Origin of the sequence: Christensenella tenuis (assembly GCF_014287795.1) — a bacterium.
GTDB lineage: Bacteria > Bacillota > Clostridia > Christensenellales > Christensenellaceae > Christensenella > Christensenella tenuis.
In genome coordinates this window covers 21,345-38,744 of record NZ_JACOON010000006.1, presented here as the reverse complement: position 1 = coordinate 38,744, position 17,400 = coordinate 21,345, and the positions used below count along the sequence as shown (strand labels likewise).

The 17,400-nt window shown below is 46.5% G+C and carries 15 protein-coding genes; 12 read left to right on the top strand and 3 right to left on the bottom strand.

Annotated elements, in window-relative coordinates:
- The first annotated feature begins 280 nt into the window (after positions 1–280).
- Positions 281–820, top strand: a complete 540-nt coding sequence (locus H8S18_RS11180; protein WP_186858360.1) for a hypothetical protein — start codon at positions 281–283, stop codon at positions 818–820.
- A 92-nt stretch (positions 821–912) separates the two neighbouring features.
- Here H8S18_RS11180 and H8S18_RS11175 read toward each other — a convergent pair whose 3' ends face one another.
- Positions 913–1,824 (bottom strand): hypothetical protein, encoded by a 912-nt coding sequence (locus H8S18_RS11175; protein ID WP_186858359.1) that lies wholly within the window; start codon positions 1,822–1,824, stop codon positions 913–915.
- A 273-nt stretch (positions 1,825–2,097) separates the two neighbouring features.
- Here H8S18_RS11175 and H8S18_RS11170 point away from each other — a divergent pair, with 273 nt between their 5' ends.
- Together H8S18_RS11170 and htpG are read left to right on the top strand one after the other, a co-directional pair.
- The gene (locus H8S18_RS11170) at positions 2,098–2,496 is read left to right on the top strand and encodes a helix-turn-helix domain-containing protein (protein WP_186858358.1); all 399 of its coding nucleotides are present in this window, start codon (positions 2,098–2,100) and stop codon (positions 2,494–2,496) included.
- Between the two features lie 463 nt (positions 2,497–2,959).
- Positions 2,960–4,858, top strand: coding sequence for a molecular chaperone HtpG (gene htpG, locus H8S18_RS11165; protein WP_186858357.1), 1,899 nt, complete (start codon positions 2,960–2,962; stop codon positions 4,856–4,858).
- 138 nt (positions 4,859–4,996) lie between these two features.
- Here htpG and H8S18_RS11160 read toward each other — a convergent pair whose 3' ends face one another.
- Positions 4,997–5,890: an AraC family transcriptional regulator gene (locus H8S18_RS11160; RefSeq protein ID WP_186858356.1), complete on the bottom strand. Its 894-nt coding sequence runs from the start codon at positions 5,888–5,890 to the stop codon at positions 4,997–4,999.
- 131 nt (positions 5,891–6,021) lie between these two features.
- Between H8S18_RS11160 and H8S18_RS11155 the strand changes: the two genes are divergently transcribed.
- From H8S18_RS11155 to H8S18_RS11115, 9 genes are all read left to right on the top strand, one after another.
- The gene (locus H8S18_RS11155) at positions 6,022–7,098 is read left to right on the top strand and encodes a sugar ABC transporter substrate-binding protein (RefSeq protein WP_186858355.1); all 1,077 of its coding nucleotides are present in this window, start codon (positions 6,022–6,024) and stop codon (positions 7,096–7,098) included.
- A 110-nt stretch (positions 7,099–7,208) separates the two neighbouring features.
- Positions 7,209–8,207, top strand: coding sequence for an ABC transporter permease (locus H8S18_RS11150; protein ID WP_186858354.1), 999 nt, complete (start codon positions 7,209–7,211; stop codon positions 8,205–8,207).
- 10 nt (positions 8,208–8,217) lie between these two features.
- Positions 8,218–9,699, top strand: coding sequence for a sugar ABC transporter ATP-binding protein (locus H8S18_RS11145; RefSeq protein WP_186858353.1), 1,482 nt, complete (start codon positions 8,218–8,220; stop codon positions 9,697–9,699).
- 13 nt (positions 9,700–9,712) lie between these two features.
- Positions 9,713–10,777 (top strand): uroporphyrinogen decarboxylase family protein, encoded by a 1,065-nt coding sequence (locus tag H8S18_RS11140; RefSeq protein ID WP_186858352.1) that lies wholly within the window; start codon positions 9,713–9,715, stop codon positions 10,775–10,777.
- Positions 10,778–10,811: 34 nt separating this feature from the next.
- A complete protein-coding gene (locus H8S18_RS11135; RefSeq protein WP_186858351.1) occupies positions 10,812–11,966 on the top strand; it encodes a uroporphyrinogen decarboxylase family protein in 1,155 nt (384 codons plus the stop codon).
- 37 nt (positions 11,967–12,003) lie between these two features.
- Positions 12,004–13,029: a uroporphyrinogen decarboxylase family protein gene (locus tag H8S18_RS11130; protein WP_186858350.1), complete on the top strand. Its 1,026-nt coding sequence runs from the start codon at positions 12,004–12,006 to the stop codon at positions 13,027–13,029.
- A complete protein-coding gene (locus H8S18_RS11125) occupies positions 13,029–14,093 on the top strand; it encodes a uroporphyrinogen decarboxylase family protein (RefSeq protein WP_186858349.1) in 1,065 nt (354 codons plus the stop codon). The genes H8S18_RS11130 and H8S18_RS11125 overlap by 1 nt, the downstream gene beginning before the upstream one ends.
- Entirely contained in the window at positions 14,090–14,791 is a 702-nt protein-coding gene (locus H8S18_RS11120; RefSeq protein WP_186858348.1) for a D-lyxose/D-mannose family sugar isomerase, read from the top strand. The genes H8S18_RS11125 and H8S18_RS11120 overlap by 4 nt, the downstream gene beginning before the upstream one ends.
- Positions 14,784–15,773 (top strand): carbohydrate kinase family protein, encoded by a 990-nt coding sequence (locus H8S18_RS11115; RefSeq protein ID WP_186858347.1) that lies wholly within the window; start codon positions 14,784–14,786, stop codon positions 15,771–15,773. The genes H8S18_RS11120 and H8S18_RS11115 overlap by 8 nt, the downstream gene beginning before the upstream one ends.
- A gap of 95 nt (positions 15,774–15,868) precedes the next feature.
- Here H8S18_RS11115 and H8S18_RS11110 read toward each other — a convergent pair whose 3' ends face one another.
- Complete coding sequence (locus H8S18_RS11110) at positions 15,869–17,182, bottom strand: DUF1254 domain-containing protein (RefSeq protein WP_186858346.1); 1,314 nt, start codon at positions 17,180–17,182, stop codon at positions 15,869–15,871.
- Positions 17,183–17,400: the final 218 nt, after the last annotated feature.

Below are 17,400 nucleotides of genomic sequence, written 5' to 3'. Positions count from 1 at the left end.
GGCTTTCGCCGCGGCGCCGAGTCCCGCAAACGACATAAACGCCGCCTTGCACGGGGAGTGCGGAAAATGGCTTTTTTCATATATTAGGGGGATTTTTGGCAGATGCAATTCGGTTTATCTGTAACGAAAAATAAGAGGAAAATACGAACAATAACGAATAAAAAAATTGAATGGACTTTGTATATTCAGCGACAATATAATTGCAATAAAGCATAGTTTCCGGCAGGCTGCCGCCGGGATCGAAGCAATATTAAACTTGTAGGAAAGCGGAGGAAAACAAATGAAAAAGATAATGCCAATACTGCTGGTTATCCTGCTGTGCATAGGGTTGATCGCTTGCGGCGTTGCACCGGAAAAATATGAACAAGCGGTTCAGGAACGTGATGAATCGGTACAAGTACAACAAAATTTGGAAGAATCCATAAGTGACCTTTCAGCCCAAACAGATAAGCTTACCGCGGAATTGCAGGACTTGAAAACACAAAATAGTAATTTGACCAGCCAACTTGCGGCAGCGGAGCAAAAGGTCCGGGAATTAACGGATCAGAATAGCGCCTTACAAGCACAGATCGCTGAAAAGGATACGCAGATAGAAAATCTATCGGCGCAGAAATCTGCGGCGGTTTCTTCCCGTGCTACCTCAGATGACGGCGATTCCACGCGCGGCAGCGGCGAAACAACGGTCTATATCACAAATACAGGGGCAAAATACCACACTGGAAGCTGTAGCTATCTGAAAAAAAGCAAGCATGCAATTTCGCTCGATGACGCGCAGGCACAGGGATATTCCCCCTGTTCCAGATGCAGCCCGCCCTCATAATGGGCCGCGTTAGGATCAATGTAACGGAAGCAGGCAAAATGGTTCCAGCCCGTCGGGTAGGGAAATGAAAAGAGGATAGTTTCCTTTCCGTTTTATTTGCCGCACGCATTTTGCAGGGCCAGTTTTAACTTATCGAACTGTAGGTCGGCGTTTTTTCTCAGGACCGCAGCGACAGGTGTACAGGATGTGCCTGTGTTGGAATCGATCTCGGCCTGTACAGCCCGGCTGTTGAGCTTGTTCCACGCCCAATACATTCCGTCGAGCGCCGGATCGTTCAAGTCAATCAAGCAGGTTATGCAATGCAGCCGGTCACGCAGGGCCTTAATCACAGGCGTATAGATTTCCCGGATGTGCGCTTCACACGCACCGTATGCATCTGGCTGAAGCGTTCCGCGTATGTCCAGGCTGTGAGCGCATTCCTCTATGTACCTAAGCTGCCGGGAACAGGTGGAATGTTCCAACCTCATCGGTGAACCGCAATGGTTCACGCTGCATACGGTAGATTCCGCCCGGAAATCCATGTGATAGCTGGAATCCACACTGCCGAAAAAGCGTATCTTTTTGCCGCCGGTATATGCACAGCGGTAGTATTTCGAATTTCTGTTTTTGCCGATAAAAATAAGATAGGCGGAGTCCGCCAGCATTTTATGGTACTGAACCTCGAACGAGCGGCCTGCCACGGCTTCTTCGCAGACGCAGGCCACGCGGTCCGTTAACTGCAGCAGTTGCTTTGCAAGCGGGGTATTTTTGTTGCGGGGGGTGATGAAAGCCGTCTTAAGATCTTCCGCCGCAAGCATCTTTTTCACCAAAAGGACCAATCGGACAAATTCGGCGCTGGACGGGGAGCGGGCTGTCACAAAAAACTCCCTGACGTCCCGACGGTAAAGGTGCGCGATCTCAAGCAGCAGGGCGTCCCGCATTTCACGGGTAAAAAAGGTTCCCGCTTTCCCACGCGGGTTCAGCTCTGTTTGGCTGCGGTTATCCATAAAGGCGCAAGCAAGCATTTTTTTATCTCTCTTTGCTCGAAGTCCGGGAAGCGGCAAAATGAAAGTATTAAATTTTGCTGCTGTTCCCGTAATTTAACCCACGAGAGGCGCGCGCAGGTGTAAACTGAAAACAAGGAGTACCAGTAAAGTTATGCGCTTTGCGCCCTTTAGGGTGCTTGGTAGGATTATTATACTCCCTACAAACAAAAAGAACAATATATAGTTGTATAATGAATTGAAATAGAATCCTATAAAGCGCTAACGAGATTTGAAGCAAACTATACTTACTATATGAGTGATGAAAGCAAAAAATATGTAGGAGAGTTTATTGCCGCCAGGCTGAATGAACTTCTTGCTGATAATAAAGTAAAGAGCAGGAAAACACTAAGCCAACTGACAGGGCACGGTGAAAATCTTGTATCTAATTTGGTGAATCAAAAATATAATCCAACCGTTGTTAGTATTTATGACCTGTGTGAATTTTTTGGTATCACACTTTCGGATTTTTTCCAGATTGACTACAGCAAAGACAAATCTGCGGAAGCGTTTTTGGAAATGCTGAAAAAAGAGTATGAACCAGAAGATATTACGATGATGTATGACGTGTATAAAAATATCGGAAAAGATAAAATGAAGGCAGTGCTATCTTCCTATTCGGATTATTACAACGCAAAAGAACACAAAAAGTAATTTGTCCAGATGATTATGAAGGCAAATCAAGAACCGCGATGAAGCGGTTTTTTGTTTTTTATCTGCCTCAGAAAAACCGGTCTCTTGCGGCAAATCTCCTTTCAGCCGGCTGTACCTCCGGCGAAAACCAACGGGGGAACCCCTATGCCGTGCCAAGCGCTTGGTAAAGGAGCCGGAAATTACCCTCCCCGGTTTTGGGATGCCGCTCGGAAAATTGGAAGATGGAACCGCCGCAAGTATAGCTGCTGACATCAGTTCCCTGGTGTGCCTTATTTGTTTTTTCCTATTGCTTTTCGTAAACCCGGTATCCGGCCGGCTTCTGTAACGGCATCTGCGTCCCAACCGTATATTTGTGGGAATGGGAACGGCGCTTTCTATGCAGGAATACGGATCAGGGCATTGCATTATCTCGAAAAGGAGGTATAATTTTTATTTATAATAAGATTTTAGAGGTGATATCAATATGGCAAAAAAGCAATTTAAGGCAGAATCGAAGCGTTTGCTGGACCTGATGATCAATTCCATCTATACCCATAAAGAAATTTTCCTGCGCGAGCTGATCTCCAACGCAAGCGACGCGATTGATAAACTGCTATATCTTTCGCTGACAGACAGCGGCACGGGGCTCTCGCGGAGCGATTTTTATATCCGTATCGAGCCGGACCGGGAAAAACGGGTGCTTAAGCTGTCCGATAACGGGATCGGCATGAATAAAGAAGACCTGGAATCCAACCTCGGCGTGATTGCCCGCAGTGGATCGCTCCAGTTCAAAAGCGATATGGAGCAGGCGAAGGAGCAGGAAGATATCGACATCATCGGCCAATTTGGCGTGGGTTTTTATTCTGCGTTCATGGTCAGCGATAAAATCACCGTCATCAGCAGGAAATATGGGGATGAGGAAGGCTGGAAGTGGCAGTCTTCCGGCGCGGACGGTTACACCATCGTCCCCTGCGAAAAGGAAACGCAGGGCACCGAAATCATCATGGAGATCAAGCCGGATACAGATGGAGAAGACTATAGCCGCTTCCTGAATGAAAACAGCCTTGCGGCGCTGGTAAAAAAATATTCCGACTATATCCGCTATCCCGTCCAGATGGAAATGGAACATTCCCGCAACAAAAATGCGGGGCAGGCGGATGCGGAGCCGGAATGGGAAACCTACCGGGAAGTAGATACCTTAAACAGCATGGTGCCTATCTGGCAGCGCAATAAAAGCGAAGTGACGGAGGAAGACCTTAACCAGTTTTATAAGGAAAAGTTCTTTGATTTCGAAGATCCGCTCAAAACCATCCGTGTGGATGCGGAGGGGCTCATAAGTTATAAGGCGCTGCTGTTTATTCCTGCGAAGGCCAGCTATGATTATTACACGAAGGAGTACAAAAAAGGGCTGCAGCTCTATTCAAGCGGCGTGTTGATTATGGACCGCTGTGAAGAACTGGTGCCCGAACATTTCCGCTTCGTGCGCGGCGTGGTGGATTCGCCGGATATCTCGCTCAATATTTCCCGCGAGATGCTGCAGCAGACCCGCCACCTGACGGCGATCGCCTCCAATATCGAAAAGAAAATACAGGGCGAACTGGAAAAGATAATGGGAAGCGACCGCGAAGCCTATGAGAAATTCTGGCAGGCGTTTGGCCTCCAGCTCAAATATGGCGTTATGGCGGACTTCGGAGCGCATAAAGACAAGCTGAAAGACCTGTTGTTGTTCCCTTCCTCTGCAGGAGAAAAGCTTACTTCGCTGGCGGAATATGTGGGACGCATGAAGGAAGATCAAAAATCCATCTATTATGCAACGGGCGAAAATATCCAGATGATCGCTTCGCTGCCGCAGACGGAATATATCCGGGAGAAGGGATATGAAATCCTTTATTTCACGGACGAAGTGGACGAATTTGTGGCGCAGGCGCTGATGGCGTATGACGGGAAACCGATCCAGTCCATCAGCCGCGCGGACGCCGACCTGAAAACAGACGAAGAAAAGAAGGAAATCGAAAAACAGGCAGAGGAAAACAAAGACCTGCTCGGCTTTGCGGCAGACGTGCTGAAAGGCCGGGTCAAGGAGGCGCGTATTTCCGGTAAACTGCGCAGCCAGCCCGTATGCCTGACGGCGGAAGGGCCTCTTTCTTTTGAGATGGAAAAATATTTAAAACAGGTGCAGCCCGAAAATGAAATGAAAGCTGAGCGGGTGCTCGAATTCAATGCGGAGCATCCGGTGTTCGGAAAATTGAAAGAGCTGCAAAAAACAGATCCGGAAAAAGCGGAAACCTATGTAAAGATCCTTTACCACCAGGCGGAACTGATGGCCGGGCTGCCGGTGGAAGATCCTTCCGCCTTTTGCGAAATGGTCGCCGGCCTGATGTAAAACGCCATAAAGCTATGCATGAAACGCAGCCTTCCGGGTCAGGGAGGCTGCGTTTGTTTGCGAAAAAAGAAGACAGCGGGCGCTTTGTTGCTTGCTTTGTTGCTTTGGTGTTAAAAGCAAGATCAAGCGAAAGATATGCTAACGAACTTCGGCGGAAATTTTGACAAATTCGGTTGGCGTATAACTTGTAAATCTTTTGAAGACGGCGGAAAAATAGTTGCTGCTGGAGAAATTAAGGGACATAGCGGCTTCGGTCACAGATTTTCCGTGGAGCAATAATTCTTTGGCCTCGTCAATTTTTTTTCGATTCACAAATTCACGCGGAGTATCCCCCATCTGGTATTTAAATTTTTGCTTGAAATGGGAAAGGGAAAGACCGGCAATTGCCGCCAAATCATCCAGATCCAAAACCTCATATATGTTGTTTAAAATATATTCTACAGTTCTTCCGATATCCGGCGTGAGCTTGAATTGTATCAAGCAAGACCGCTCGATCAGGCGAAATATGAAAACAACAAGAGACGATGTGGCCTCGTAAAGATAAACCGTATTTTGGCTTTTTTGGAATTTGTAAAAAAGGGAGAAGCTGCTGCGAAGCAAATTGATGTCCCTCTGTTCTGTTTTAATTACCCTGCTCTTAATATTCGAAATACCGCTCATTATGCCTTTTGTACATTGCTTGTTGAGGAAAAGAAAATCTTTTAATTGGCTGACGTCCAATTGGAACCAAATCATTTCATGGATTGTCATGGGGGCGGAGGCGGTATCGTGCGGCTCATCCGGATAGCACATAAATACGTCTCCCCCTGACAGTTTATAGTTCTTTCCGTCCACCGAAAAAGTAACGTTGCCCTTTGTCACCAACGCAAACTCGAAACTGTTTTCATGGTAATGAAGCGACAAGCCAGAAGTGGCCTTGATACTGGTGTTTTTCCCCATCGTTCTAAGCCCGGGAACCTTTAGCTCGTTCTGTGTTAATACAATTCGCTCCCCATCATCAAAATAGGAGTCCAACCATCTGATAGAATCCACATCAAAGCTCCATATGTATAATTTTGTACGGTATATGAAATTGAATGCAATACTATATATTTATAACTATAATACAACCATAAGATCATTTCAATGTTCTCAAAAAAATAATTAAATAAGAGGGGAAAACAATGAAGAAATTAGTAGGTATATTTTTGGTAGTGATTTTTGGTATCTCGCTTATCGCTTGCAGTCAAGCGGCTACACCAGCAACGGAAACATCCACAGGAAGTGCAGGCACGGAAGTATCCTCGGGAAATGGAGAAGCGCTGCGCATTGGATATATTGAAAATTTTGCATCCCATGAATTTTACCAGAACATTATTAAAGGAATGAAGCAGACGGCGGAGGAAAACGGGTGGAGCCTCGAAATCGCGGATGCCAACGGCGATATTTCCAAGCAAATATCGTTAGGAGAAAATATGTTGGCCAAGGATGTAGACGCGTTGATTGTAACGCCGGTTGATGCAAAAGGCGTGATGCCGCTTATCGAACAGGCCGAAGCGGCAGGAGTGCCCGTAATTACAGAGGCGGTTCCGTTGGAAAAGCAAACCTGCTATGTAGGGATTGACGATTTCTATGGCGGGTATATTGACGGGCAAGCCGCTGGAGAATATGCAAATGAAAATAACATTGTTCCCAAGGTTTTGGTTGTCGGCGCACCTGCATTGGAAGTATGCGTACAGCGTGTAGAAGGGTTTAAAACCGGGCTTCAGGAAGTATGTCCCGAAGCAGAAATCGTGGTGGAAGTTGATGGAGGCGGCACAAAAGATACGGCTGTCGCGGTTGCCACAGATGCCCTTACTGCCAATCCGGATATTAATATGGTGATGGGAATCAATGACGACTCCACTCTGGGCGGATTGCTTGCCTGCGAAGCAGCGGGAATGGACATGAGCCAGGTAACAGGGTTTGGCTTTGGCGTAGAAGGCATTGCTGCAAAAAATGAACTTGTCAATCCAGATTCCTCCTATAAGGGCGGCCTTGGAATGTTCCCGGAAATGATCGGGCGGCTGTGCGTTGAAATGGCGGCGAAAGCGGCGAATGGAGAGGAAGTACCGGTTGCAATTACGACGCCGCTGGTTGTAATGAATGGAGAAAATGTAACGGAATATTATGAACAGGATGGAGATAGCTGGGAAATTAAATGGGAATCCGTCGAAGAACTCGGCTATACGCCGCGTGATACGGTAGAAATTCAAAAATAGAGGAAAAGATGTCCGGAATCAGAAAATGATTCCGGACAATTTATAAATGGATGCGCAATTTAAATGCGAGTGGGGAATCGGTATATTTGTAGAAACAGGGGGGAATTTCTGTGAACCGGATAAAAAGAGGATGGAAAAAAATTTCGGAAATAGATGAATTGATGCTGATTGTGGCATTGGTCGTTATCATAATCATTATGTCGCTGATGTCGGAATATTTTTTCACCGGAAAAAATTTGATGAATGTACTCCGGCAATCGTCCACAACGTTGATTGCGGCAACAGGTATGACTTTATTGCTGCTCGTAGGAGAAGTCGATCTGTCAATTGGGTCGCTGGCAGCATTTTCCGCGGTAATCATGGTTGACGTTATGAATATGACGCAGGCGATATTGCCCGCTGTGCTGGTGGCGATCGGAATTGGCGTAGGCGTCGGGCTGTTTAACGCTTTCGTGGTAACGAAGTTCAATATTGCCTCGCTCATAGTTACGTTGGGCGTGATGACCAGTGTACGCGGCTTTGCTTATATTTATACGAACGCAATCGCAATACAAAATACGGTAGATGGATTTACTGTTATAGGGAATGGATATGTAGGCCCAATACCAATTCCAGTCATTATTGCAGCGGTATTATTTGTCCTTTGCTATTTCTTGCTGAAATATACCACCTTTGGCCGGTACATTTATGCAAGCGGCGATAATAAGAATGCGGCGCTTGCGTCCGGTATTAATGTGAATAAAATTAAGACAATTACGTTTGTATTATGCAGCGTATTTGCGGTAATAAGCGGGATTATTCTCACAGCCCGGGTTAATTCAGGACAGCCGAATTTAGCTCAGGGATTTGAATTTACAGTAATTGCTGCGGTTATATTGGGAGGAACCAGTTTAAGCGGAGGCCAGGGAACTCTGATTGGAACGTTGGTAGGCGTACTCATTCTAGGTGTGCTAGATAATGGTTTGGTGCTTAATGACGTATCCTCTTTTTGGCAAGATGTGGTCAGAGGGGCCGTTATTATACTTGCGGTCATCATCGATACGAGACGTACGCAAAAACGGGAAAAAATTAGCCGCAGATTGGTAGAACAAGGAGCCGTTTCTCAATAAGGAGGAAGATATGGGAAAAATATTGCTGAGAGCGGAGAATATTACAAAAGATTTTCCTGGCGTAAAAGCCCTGGACCATGTGAAGTTTGAACTGGAAAAAGGAGAGGTTCATGCGCTTTTGGGGGAAAATGGCGCGGGAAAATCTACGTTGATAAAAATACTGTGCGGCGTCTATCATCAAGATAGTGGGCAAATTTATGTAGATGATAAACCGGCAGAAATAAATTCAGCAAAGGACGCACTTGATTTAGGAATCAGTACAATTCATCAGGAATTGAATATTGCAGACAACCTAAGCGTAGCAGAGAATATATTTTTTGGGCGCCTTCCTAATAAAAGGGGGCTTGTAGACCGCAAATCCCTTGTTCGTGACGCAAAAAAAATTTTAGACAGGATAGGCCTCCAGGTGGATCCGCAAACGAAGGCGCGTTTTTTAAGCATCGCAAAAAAGCAAATGCTGGAAATTGGAAAGTCACTTTCCTTGAATGCGCGCGTTATTATTATGGATGAACCCACATCTTCGTTGAGCCCGGAAGAAATTGATACATTATTTGATATTATCCGGGAATTAAAACGGCAGCAGATATCTATTATATATATATCGCATAAATTAGAAGAGATATTTGAAGTGTGCGATCGGATTACCGTTCTGCGGGACGGGCAGTATATTGGAACAGCCCAGACAGGACAGACCAATAAGGAAGAATTGATTAAGATGATGGTAGGGCGGGAAGCCAATATAGACTATAAGCGAAATTGTTCAACTTGCGGAAAAACAATATTGCAAGTGAAGGAATTGACGACCGATAAGATAAAAAAAGTTTCGTTTGAAGTAAAAGCTGGAGAAATCGTTGGGTTTTCCGGCCTGATGGGGGCGGGAAAATCAGAAATTGCACGGGCGTTATTTGGTCTAGATGAGGTTCGCTGTGGGACGGTTGCCTTGGATGGGAAAACCTTGGATAAGGTAACTCCAATATGTTGTATGCAGCAAGGGATCGGTTACGTACCGGAAGACAGAAAAGCGGATGGATTGTTCCTGAATTTAACCGTAGGTGAAAACATGTCGGTTTCTTCGATCAACCAATTTACAAAAGGGCCGGTAATCAATAAAAAGGCTGAAATGGTGTCTTCGCAGGAGCAGGTCGCACAATTAAAGATAAAAACGCCATCTCTAAAACAAAAAATACGTAATCTTTCAGGAGGGAACCAGCAAAAAGCAATCATTGCAAGATGGCTTTTAAAAAGTGGGCTCAAATTATTGATTATAGATGAGCCTACCCGGGGAATCGATGTCGGAGCAAAATTTGAGATATATACGATTCTGAGCCAACTGGCGCAAAACGGTGTCGCGCTTCTGGTAATGTCTTCGGAAATAGAAGAATTGACCAATATGTGTGACCGCATCATAGTAATGCGGGAGGGAAGAATTTCTGCGGTATTAAATAACGAAGAGGCTGACCAGACAAGCATCATGAAATATTCAGTGAAATAATCAGGAGGATAATATGAATTCAAGAGAAAGATTCTTAACAGCATTAAATCTACAACAGCCCGATAAGGTACCGCTGTTTGATTTTCTGTTTTCTCCTCCGCTGTTTGAAGCAGTGCTGGGGAAAAAGGTAAAAACATATGAAGCTGTGGACGCGGTAGAATGCGCGCTAAGATTGGGTTTGGATGGCATCTGGATACCCATTGGAGGGTATGCGGGTTATACTCCCCAGGCTGTAGGGAAAAATTCCTATAAGGATGAATGGGGAACAACCTATGTTCAGAGCGAGGCCTCCTGGCCGATTGACGCTCCGAGTGCCTATCCAATTGCTAACCGGGAAGATTATAAAAATTGGACGGCCCCAAACCCGGACGATAAGGAAAGGGTGCAGCCCTTGCTGGATGCATTGAAATACAATAAGGGCAGGCTTGCGATTCTGGCAGGGGTGTTAGGGCCTTTTACGGCTGCTACGATGCTGATGGGGCTGGAGGAAATGAGCCTTGGGTTTTATACGGATCCTGAATTGGTAACGGATTTAATACAAGAAGGCGAAAAATTTTCCACAAAAGCAGGCTTGCATCTGCTTGCGGCCGGTGCGGATGCGATCATTATCAGCGACGACCTGGGATATGCAAACAGCTTGTTTGCTTCCCCGGAAATCATGAGGGAATATGCGCTGCCGCCAATTAGAAGAATGGTGGAAACATTCCGTTCGGTAGGGGCGAAGGTCATACTGCATTGTGATGGCAACCTCAATAAAATTTTGGATGATGTGGCGCGCCTGGGAATAAGCGGCCTGCATCCCATAGAGCGGAAAGCCGACATGAACCTGAAACAAATCAAGCAAAAATACGGAAAGCTCATATGCCCGATTGGAAATGTCAATTCTTCTTCTACGTTACCTTACGGTACGAAAGAAGAAATCGAAGCCGAAGTAAAAGAATGCCTTGCCGATGCGGCGCAGGACGGAGGATATATTATTGCTTCTGACCATTCCTTAAGCCAAGGCATCCCGGTGGAAAATGTTTTTCATATGCACGAAGCTGTCATGAAATACAGGAAATATCCCATTCAACTTTAACAGGTACGGAAAAACAGCGAAAAAGAGGGGAAATATGAACATAAGAAAGGATATATTAAAACTTTTTGCGGGAGAAAATCCAGAGTATGTTCCATGGTTCGGAGATCTTGCATACTGGATCGATTACCTTTTGGACGAAGGAAAAATGCCGGAAAAATACCGCAAATCAGAATATGGGGACGTTGGCCGCGCAGAGACGCAGGGAATGGCCAGCCCGTTTGTTGGGGCGGGCCTGCATCGCTTGCACCGGGATCTTGGCGTGGGATTTTACCTGCAGGGCTACTTCCCGTTTATCATTGAATATGATCTTGAAATAGAAACGGAAGAGAAGGGGAATTTAAGGACGACTACCGTCCATACGCCGCATGGAGAGCTCCACGAAGTGTGGGAGTATGTTTACAGCACGCATAGTTGGGGGCCGCGCGAACATCTGGTTAAGAACTGGAAGGATCTAAGAGCCCTGCGTTATCTTTATGCGCATATGTACTACAGTCCGGAATACGCTCTCGCCGAGCAACGGTACGGCAGCATAGGCGAGGATGGTATTGTATTGGTTTATGCACCGAAAAGTCCCTTTATGGAATTGGTCGCATTAAAATCCGGAATCGAAAACATAACATATATGTTTATGGATGCGCAGGAAGAACTGGAAGAAACGCTCTCCGCAATGCTGCACAAACATAATGAGGCATTGGACCTGGCGATCAAAAGCCCGGCAGAATGCATAATGGTTCCTGATAATTTATCCAGTGAAGTGGTCGCCGGGTTATTCTACGATAGTTATATGAAAGATATCCATAAGACCTGGACAGATAAAATACGGCAAAGCGGAAAAATTTCCTTTGTACACCTCGACGGAACGCTCACCCCGTTAATTACAGAACTATCGAAGGCGGGATTTGATGTTATCGAGGCCGTAACGCCGCAGCCGGTTGGTGATATTGCCCTTGAAGATTTGCGAAAGTATGTGAAAAGCGAAACGATACTTTGGGGTGGAATTCCGGGCGGATTTTTCAGCGGTGAAGTATCAGACGAGGAATTTGACGCGTTCGTAATCCGCGCGATTGAGCTGATGAAAAATAACAACCGTTTTGTCCTTGGGGTTGCAGACCAGGTAGTTCCGGGAGCTTCCTTTGAACGAATCAAACGTGTCAGGGAACTTGTAACACAATATGGGAAATATGATTGAATAGCTTCAAAATGAAAATTACTTAACGGAGGTAAGTATGGATAGCAGAGAACGCGTATTTCGTGCGCTTGAATTTAGGAACCCGGACAGGATCCCGATTGATTTATGGACCTTGCCCGCAACCAAAAATAAATATGGAAAAGAGCTTGAGGACATTTTGCTGGCCCATGAACGAGATATTATATCCCTTGTGGGACCTTTTGACATGGGGTTCACACCGGCATATTATCAGCGGGGGACATTCATGGATCCGTGGGGAAGCGTGTGGACCAATATTAATCCTGGCGTGATTGGAGAAGTCAAAAACCCGGTGATTGACGACTATGGAAAATTGAGCGGCTATTGTGCTCCGACAGAAAAATTCCTGGCGGAATGGGAACAGAATAAACCGAATTTAAAAAATCAAATCTCCTGTGCACGGGAAAAAGGGAAATTTATTATCGGCGGCTGGATCAGTGTCTTTGAAAGACTGCAGTTCTTGCGCGGCACGGAAGAATTGTTTTGCGATATTGCCCTTGGAGAGACTCCTATGTTCCAAATGATTGAGATCATGATGGGTTACATGCATGCCTATCTGGACTCATGGTTGGAAATGGATATTGACGGAGTGGCTTTTGGGGACGATTGGGGCACGCAGATCAGCCTATTGATTTCTCCCGGACGGTGGAAAGAAATATTCAAACCGCTGTACCGCGAGCTAATGGAGAAAATCAAAAAAGCGGGGAAAAAAATATTCTTCCATAGCGACGGATATATCTTTGATTTGTATCCCGAGCTGATCGATCTGGGAGTTGATGCAGTCAATTCCCAGATATGGTGCATGGGAGTTGAAAAAGTTGCGGACGCGTATGCAGGCAAAATAACATTCTGGGGGGAGATCAGCAGGCAGAACACCCTGCCAGCGGGGACTCCGGAAGATGTAAAGAAATCTGCGGACATGATGAAAAAATATTTATATGTCAACGGCGGCGGACTGATCGGCCAATCAGAAGTAGGCGGGGACGTTCCGCTCGAAAACATTACGGCGGTTCTCGAAGCCTGGAATGATTGGGGAGGGAAATAATGGCCTTTCAACCAGATTATAATAATATTGTGGATGCGGCTACAAATAAAAAGCCGAAACGGATTCCCCTGTATGACCATATTATTGCGGAAGAAGTCATGCAAAAAGTAATGAAGGCAGATTTCATAGCATTTATGAAGAGCGGGGATAAACGGGAGTATTTTAAATACTATACACAGTTTTTTTTCAGGATGGGCTATGATACGGTATCGTTCGAGCAATGCATTACCAAAATGCTGCCGGGTGGGGGAGCTTTATACCGCCATGCCAACCCCGTTCTAAAAACATATGAAGATTTCAGAAATTACCCATGGGACGCCTTGGCGGACCGGTATTATGAATTGTTTGCGGATGATTTTCGCATGCTTGGCGAAGTTATGCCCGAAGGGATGAAGGCGATTGGCGGACCAGGAAACGGTTTGTTCGAAATCGTTCAGGATTTGTGCGGATACGAAGGGCTGTGTTATATGGCGGCCGATGATCCGAATTTCTATGCCGCGATCTTCGAAACTGTTGCAAATCTGATGTTAGAGATATGGAAACGGTTTTTAGAAGAATTTTCGGATATATATTGCGTATGCCGGTTCGGCGACGACCTTGGCTTCCGTTCCCAGACGTTGCTTTCCGTAGCCGACATAAAAACGCTGTTGATACCGCAATATAAACGATTGGTTGAACAAATTCACTGCTTTGGAAAACCATTCCTCCTGCATAGCTGCGGCTGTATTTTTGATGTGATGGACGACTTGATTGTTGAAGTGAAAATTGATGCCAAGCATTCCAATGAAGACGCGATTGCTCCTTTCGATCTCTGGGTTGAAAAATATGGGAACCGGATTGGAAATTTTGGCGGGATCGATACGGATGTTCTGTGCAGGGATTCCCTTGCGGAAATAAAGAAATATGTGGAAAACGTATTTGTGGAAAATGCGGGAAAACAGGGAGGAATTGCTTTTGGCTCCGGGAATTCTGTTCCGGATTATGTTCCCGCAGAAGGATATTTAGCGATGGTGAAAACATTGCGGATAATGCGTGGAGAGAAACTGGGAGGAGAACTATTATGAAACGGTCGGAAATACAAAGAACAATCCGTTGGGCAAAAGAATTCTTGGCGCAACACCATTTCTATTTGCCGGAATTCGCGGACTGGACTGTGCGGGAATGGAAAAAAAGGGAATCGCACATTTCCGTTATTCTGAAAACAATGCGCGGATGGGATATTACAGATTACGGAATGGGAAATTTCCGGGAAATCGGCAGCGTTCTTTTTACAATACGGAATGGCTGCGTGGGCGATCCGGCGCTGGGAACGCCCTATGCGGAAAAGGTGATACCAATCTATGAGGGGCAACGTTTGCCGATGCATTATCATGAAAACAAAACGGAGGATATCATCAACCGGGGAGGCGGTATGATGTTCATGAAGCTTTACAATGCTCTCGAAAACGGAAAACCGGATGTGGAAAGCAATGTAATAGTTTATATGGACGGGATTGAGAGGTGCGTAAAACCCGGAGAAGAATTTTTAGTCGGCGCAGGGAGCAGCGTTTCCCTTACGCCGCGTATGTATCACATTTTTGGGGCGAAGGAAGGCTATGGAGATCTGATTGTAGGGGAAGTATCTTCTGTTAACGACGATAATACGGATAATTTTTATTATGAACAAGTTTCGCGGTTTGCAGAGGTCGAGGAAGATGAAGAAATGATTTATCCGCTTTGTAATGAATACAATAAGATCTTTAAGAAAAAGGACCATGATTGATATGGAAGAGACGAATCATACAAGAGATATCGTCGCCTTAGGGGAATGCCTGATCGATTTTGTCCCCCTGCCCGCAGCGGAAGACGGAAAGCTGAACTTTTCTGGCTGTCCGGGCGGTGCGCCTGCGAACGTCCTGGCCTGTGCGTCCAGGCTCGGACTGGATACTGCCTTCATAGGGAAAATAGGCGATGATGCTTTTGGAAGGCTGCTATTGGATACGATACAAAACTGCGGGATTGATACGGCGGGTATGATCGTATCGAAAGATTATCTGACAACGCTTGCTTTTGTAACGCTGGATGAACAGGGAGACCGGGAGTTTCGTTTTTACCGCAGTCAAACGGCGGACTATATGCTTCGGGAAGAAGAAGTTGACGAAACGGTTCTTGCATATTCCAAAATATTCCATTTTGGGTCGGTCTCCATGACGAAAGAACCCTCCCGTACAACCACTATGCAAATGGTGAAAAAAGCGAAAGAATACGGATGCATGGTTTCGTATGATCCAAACCTCAGGGAGTTTCTGTGGGATGACCTGTATGAGGCGCGAAAAATAATTTCACATATGCTGCATGATGCGGATATCGTAAAACTGTCGGGGGACGAACTGGAATTTCTTACAGGTACGGATACTGTTACGGCCGGCATGGAGGCGTTGTGCCGAAAGTATTCCATTAGCTGCCTCGTAGTTACCATGGGCGCGGAAGGCAGTCTTTGCTTGTGTGGCGGCATTCTGGTGAAAAGGCTTTCTTATAAAGTGATAACCATAGACACCGTAGGCGCGGGAGATACGTTCTGGGGTGCGTTTCTTTACCAGGTGCTTCGGGGCGGGCTGGATATCAAGCATCCTGAAGAGAAAAAGATCGCAGCGGCGCTTGATTTTTCAAACGCGGCAGGAGCGATTTCCACAACGAGGGCCGGGGCAATTCCTGCCATGCCATCGCTGGAAGAAATACGAAAACTGGTTGGAGTAGAAGGATAGCCGTGTGCTGGAAGCGGTTATCCAAAATGGGATAATGCGATGTCCCCTGTTTGGGGCTGCGGGATTCGCTTCTGCCTGAGCAACTGCAGGGGCCCCTACAGCCTCTCTAAAACAGGCGGAATCCACGTGTGCTCGAGCGCCGCATCTGCCGGAAGATAAATGCGCAGCGTCAGGCTGAAAATGTCCTCGCAGACGGGCAGCCAGTTCGACACTTTTTCATCCGGCTGGGTGGATTGGATGGAAAGGACGAGCGAACCATCCTCCTCGAAAACAAAATCGCTTTTATCGTCGAGATGGTAACGGTCAAGTTCGTTATCGATCAAATGCCCCGCAGCGTCGTAGCCTGTGAGGGACCACCAGCCCCCTTCGTGATGCGGGGGGAGCCTATCTTTTCCAAAATGCAGGCGGTAACGGGATTTCCCGTCAAGCAAATGGAACTCGCCGTCCATAACCATCGAAGGATAAATTGCCATCTTCACCGGATTGGCAAAACCTCCATAGGCGACAACGGCGCGGAATTTATAGTCGGTGCCAAAGCATCCTACCGTCGGATCCATAAACATCCAGTGGTTATATTCTTCTATTTTGGCGTTTTTATTGCTGTAATCAGTGTCGATCATGCCCGGAAGCGTCCGTGCCTTTTCCTGCGCGGGGACGGAAAGGGCGGAAAGGCGGAATTTCTGCCCGGGGCCAATGCCGAGTGCTGAAAATTTTTCGAGGGCAGGAGCGTCCTGGGGGGAAGCGGGATTGTCTACAGCCAGGCGATTGAAGCGGTCAAAGAATTCCTGCACATCCATTGTGCCGATCCGCTTGAGCGCAACAAAATCCTTTTCCTTTGTATAAACGCCCCGTGGCGGAGTATAGGCCTTGCCATAAGCGGAAAGAGGATAAATTTTCATTGCGTTTTGAATTTCATGGACTACAGGGAGGTCTTCCCTACCCAGTATGCGCGTGCGGATCAGAAGCCACACAAGGTTTGTATCCATCGGAACCATTATGACGCCATCTGGAAGAGTGCCTTTGAAACTGGGGCCGGTAAACGCATAGGTGACGGCGCCGTTCCCGCCGATTTCTCCCGTTCCGAGAATGCACGGCGTATTGGAATACCCGTCGAATACCTGGATGGTGCAATAACGCGACACTTCCGGCTTCCAAAACAGCATGGGTTCCTCCCGCAAATCCAAATAGGCCTGAGAATAGACCGTATCAACATTGGGGCGGGTGAGGCTGGCCATTTCCGGGGTTGCGAGGTCCCGCGCGTGGAAAAGCTGGTTGATGGGCGCTTTCTCATGGGTGGGGGCCTCCGTATTGGTCGCCATTTCCCGGATTAGGTCGAGCAACACTAGCGGGTAAGCAAAAATGTACGCTTCTTCGAGTGTTTGGGACTGTGCCGCAATTGGATCGGTCATTGTTTCTATTCTCCTTGTTTTTCATCATTCGCCTAAAGGCGGGAAAAAGTATAGCTGCTGAAGGTATTGTGCGGGAAACTTATCCCGTATTAATTTATTATAGAGTCCGCACGGCGGCAAAGTCAACTGCTTCTGCCGGCAGGGGCTTCATCCGTCCCCGAAAGAAGCGGCGGCAAAAAGTTGCAGGTATCCATTTCATTTTTAAAAACTTTTAGCTA

Bases quoted from the DNA above. Each gene is read 5' to 3' on its own strand.
- H8S18_RS11180 (WP_186858360.1), top strand. From the start codon at position 281: ATGAAAAAGATAATGCCAATACTGCTGGTTATCCTGCTGTGCATAGGG.
- H8S18_RS11175 (WP_186858359.1), bottom strand. From the start codon at position 1,824: ATGCTTGCTTGCGCCTTTATGGATAACCGCAGCCAAACAGAGCTGAAC.
- H8S18_RS11170 (WP_186858358.1), top strand. From the start codon at position 2,098: ATGAGTGATGAAAGCAAAAAATATGTAGGAGAGTTTATTGCCGCCAGG.
- htpG (WP_186858357.1), top strand. From the start codon at position 2,960: ATGGCAAAAAAGCAATTTAAGGCAGAATCGAAGCGTTTGCTGGACCTG.
- H8S18_RS11155 (WP_186858355.1), top strand. From the start codon at position 6,022: ATGAAGAAATTAGTAGGTATATTTTTGGTAGTGATTTTTGGTATCTCG.
- H8S18_RS11145 (WP_186858353.1), top strand. From the start codon at position 8,218: ATGGGAAAAATATTGCTGAGAGCGGAGAATATTACAAAAGATTTTCCT.
- H8S18_RS11140 (WP_186858352.1), top strand. From the start codon at position 9,713: ATGAATTCAAGAGAAAGATTCTTAACAGCATTAAATCTACAACAGCCC.
- H8S18_RS11135 (WP_186858351.1), top strand. From the start codon at position 10,812: ATGAACATAAGAAAGGATATATTAAAACTTTTTGCGGGAGAAAATCCA.
- H8S18_RS11130 (WP_186858350.1), top strand. From the start codon at position 12,004: ATGGATAGCAGAGAACGCGTATTTCGTGCGCTTGAATTTAGGAACCCG.
- H8S18_RS11125 (WP_186858349.1), top strand. From the start codon at position 13,029: ATGGCCTTTCAACCAGATTATAATAATATTGTGGATGCGGCTACAAAT.
- H8S18_RS11120 (WP_186858348.1), top strand. From the start codon at position 14,090: ATGAAACGGTCGGAAATACAAAGAACAATCCGTTGGGCAAAAGAATTC.
- H8S18_RS11115 (WP_186858347.1), top strand. From the start codon at position 14,784: ATGATTGATATGGAAGAGACGAATCATACAAGAGATATCGTCGCCTTA.
- H8S18_RS11110 (WP_186858346.1), bottom strand. From the start codon at position 17,182: ATGACCGATCCAATTGCGGCACAGTCCCAAACACTCGAAGAAGCGTAC.